Raw genomic sequence first — 3,348 nt, forward strand, 5'->3', positions numbered from 1 at the left:
ACCCCGGGCATGCTGATGGCGGCAATGCGCCTGAATGTGCCGGCCATTTTCGTCTCGGGTGGGCCAATGGAGGCGGGTAAGACCAAATTGTCAGAGCAGATCATCAAACTGGATTTAGTTGATGCCATGGTGTCAGCGGCCGATCCTAAGGTGTCTGACAGTGACAGCGAGCAGATTGAGCGCAGTGCCTGCCCCACCTGTGGCAGCTGTTCGGGTATGTTTACCGCCAACTCGATGAACTGTTTAGTCGAAGCCTTAGGTTTAGGCCAGCCGGGTAATGGCTCGCTACTGGCTACCCACGCTGATCGCAAAAAGCTATTTGTGCAGGCCGGTTTTCGGATTATGGAGCTGTGCAACCGCTGGTATAAAAATGATGATGAGAGCGCGTTACCGCGCAGTATTGGTAATAAAACTGCTTTTGAAAACGCCATGATGCTGGATATCGCGATGGGCGGTTCCACCAATACCGTGTTGCATTTACTGGCGGCGGCGATTGAAGCAGAAGTCGACTTTACTATGGCCGATATCGACCGCTTATCGCGCATTGTGCCGCACTTATGCAAGGTGGCGCCTTCAACCCAGAAATACCATATGGAAGATGTGCATCGTGCCGGTGGGGTTATCGGCATTTTAGCGGAGCTGAACCGGGCCGGCTTGTTAAACCCCGACACGCCGCATGTTGCCGGCAGTTCGCTAGGTGCAGTGCTGGCGCAGTGGGATTTAAAAAACAATCCATCAAAAGAAGTACAACACTTTTACGCGGCTGGCCCGGCCGGCATCCGCACTACCCAGGCGTTTTCGCAAAACTGCCGCTACCCCTCGGTAGATGACGACCGGGTTGAAGGTTGTATTCGCAGTAAAGAGCACGCTTATTCACAAGATGGTGGCCTGGCGGTGCTGTTTGGCAATCTGGCACCGCAGGGCTGTATTGTCAAAACCGCCGGGGTTGAACCGGAGAATCTGGTGTTTACCGGGCGGGCCCGGGTATTTGAAAGTCAGGATGAGGCGGTAGAGGCGATTTTAAAAGGCAGAGTTGTAGCGGGCGATGCGGTGGTTATCCGCTACGAAGGCCCGAAAGGGGGCCCGGGTATGCAGGAAATGCTGTACCCGACCAGTTATTTAAAGTCGATGGGCCTGGGCAAAGCCTGCGCCTTAATCACTGACGGTCGCTTCTCTGGCGGCACCTCGGGCTTGTCGATAGGCCATGTGTCACCAGAAGCCGCCAGTGGCGGCGCTATCGCACTGGTACAGGAAGGCGACACCATCGAGATTGATATTCCCCAGCGTAAAATCGGCATTGCCATCAGTGATGAAGAGCTGGCAAAGCGCCATGCCCAGATGGATGCCAGGGGCAAAGAAGGCTGGAAGCCACAGAACCGGCAGCGGGTAGTAAGCACAGCATTAAAAGCTTATGCCTTGTTGGCCAGTAGCGCCGATAAAGGCGCGGTAAGAGATTTAAGTAAACTGGAAGATTAAAACCTGAGCTGCAGGCTACGACAGGTAACAACACGCGGGGACGTTGTAAATACGTCCATGTAATATTACAAGCTCCCTCCATGGAGCTTGCCCTGGCGGGCTGCTGGCGCAGTTCAAATTCGTTCCTGACGAATTTGTCTCTCCAGCATCCCTGCTGGAGACGCCCCGCTTAGCTGTTACCTGTCTTCGCTCGAAACTTAAGTGTGTTGGATGGCACAAGCAGCAAGACGTCAGGCGATGGGCAAGGTGTGCTCTTGCAGCAGCGGCATGGATGCCGCGGAGGCTGAAAGGGCACAGGGATGTGATCCTTGAAGGCGGCGAAAAGAGCATTTCCTTGCCGTGAGCTTGCAAATGATTGGCAGGCTTCGACCAGTAACTACACACAAGGACGCCGTAAATACGTCCCTGTAGGGTTACAAGCCTCTTCCATGGAGCTTGCCCACTGGGCTGCTGGCGCAGTTCAAATTCGTTCCTGACGAATTTGTCTCTCCGGCTTCCTTGCCGGAGACGCCTTGTTTAGCAGTTTCTGGTCTTCGCTTTAGAGTATGCAGTAAATTAAAACAACCGGAGCAACAATGAACAACCTGGCAACAGTCCAAGCAGAGCAGACAGATACCGAGCTAATGCAGCAGTATCTGCGGGACATTTTGCTGTCGCCGGTTTATCAGGCTGCGGTGGAAACACCGTTAGATGGCATGAGCAAACTTAGCCAGCGCCTCGGCCACACAGTGCTGTTAAAGCGCGAAGACAAACAGCCGGTGTACTCGTTTAAACTACGCGGTGCTTTTCATAAGCTGCATAAAGTCAAGCAACAGAGCCCCAACGCCAGCGTGGTGTGTGCTTCAGCGGGCAATCATGCCCAGGGCGTGGCGTTATCGGCCAGTAAACTGCAGCTTAAGGCTACCATCGTTATGCCAATCACCACCCCGGAAATTAAAGTTGCTGCCGTGCGGGCATTGGGCGGCAATGTGGTATTACACGGCACCGCCTTTGACGAAGCCAATAGCTATGCCATTAAACTGGCGAACACCGAAGGCGCTACTTATATCCCACCGTTCGATGATAGCGATGTTATCGCCGGCCAGGGCACGGTAGCCAAAGAGCTGTTAAGTCAGCATAACCAGCTTAATGCGGTATTTATTCCGGTGGGTGGCGGTGGTTTAATGGCCGGTATGGCGGTTTATATTAAAGCTATTCAGCCGAATGTGCGGGTAATAGGCGTTGAGCCGGAAGATGCTGCCTGCTTAAAAGCAGCCCTGACTGCCGGTGAGCCGGTCACCCTGCCTAGGGTGGGGTTATTTGCCGATGGCGTGGCGGTAAAACGGATTGGTACTGAAAACTTTAACCTGGCGAAACGTTTTTGCGATGAAGTAGTTACCGTATCCAGCGATGAAATATGTGCAGCCATTAAAGATATTTTTGATGACTTACGTGCCGTCGCAGAGCCCGCTGGCGCATTGGCGCTGGCCGGTTTAAAAAAATACAGTCAGCGGCTGCAAAACAGCACCTTGGTTAAACCGCAGCAGTTCGCAGCAGTGCTCAGCGGTGCCAATTTAAACTTTGATACGCTGCGTTATGTGTCAGAGCGCTGTGAGCTGGGCGAGAAAAAAGAAGCGGTATTTGCAGTGACTATCCCGGAAGAGAAAGGCAGCTTCCGCCTTTTTTGCCAGACGCTGGGTGGCCGGGCCATTACTGAATTTAACTACCGCTATGCCAGTGATAATAAAGCCCATATTTTTGTCGGCATTAAGCTGCGCCATGGCCAGCAGGAACTTGATATCGTGACCAGGCTGTTAAGTGATGCCGGTTATGATTATCAGGATTTGTCCGACGACGAGCTGGCCAAGTTGCATGTGCGGCATATGGTCGGCG

At 53.2% G+C, this 3,348-nt stretch carries 2 protein-coding genes; both read left to right on the plus strand.

The genetic code is table 11. The features are described 5' to 3' along the window. Positions 1-1,476, plus strand: a 1,476-nt coding sequence (gene ilvD, locus R3177_RS13965) for a dihydroxy-acid dehydratase (protein ID WP_318971625.1), incomplete at its 5' end; no start/stop codon positions are given. A 575-nt stretch (positions 1,477-2,051) separates the two neighbouring features. Continuing rightward, positions 2,052-3,348: threonine ammonia-lyase, biosynthetic (ilvA, locus tag R3177_RS13970; protein WP_318971626.1), on the plus strand; the 1,297-nt coding region annotated here is incomplete at its 3' end.

This window comes from Arsukibacterium sp., assembly GCF_033722355.1.
Taxonomy (GTDB): Bacteria; Pseudomonadota; Gammaproteobacteria; order Enterobacterales; family Alteromonadaceae; genus Alishewanella.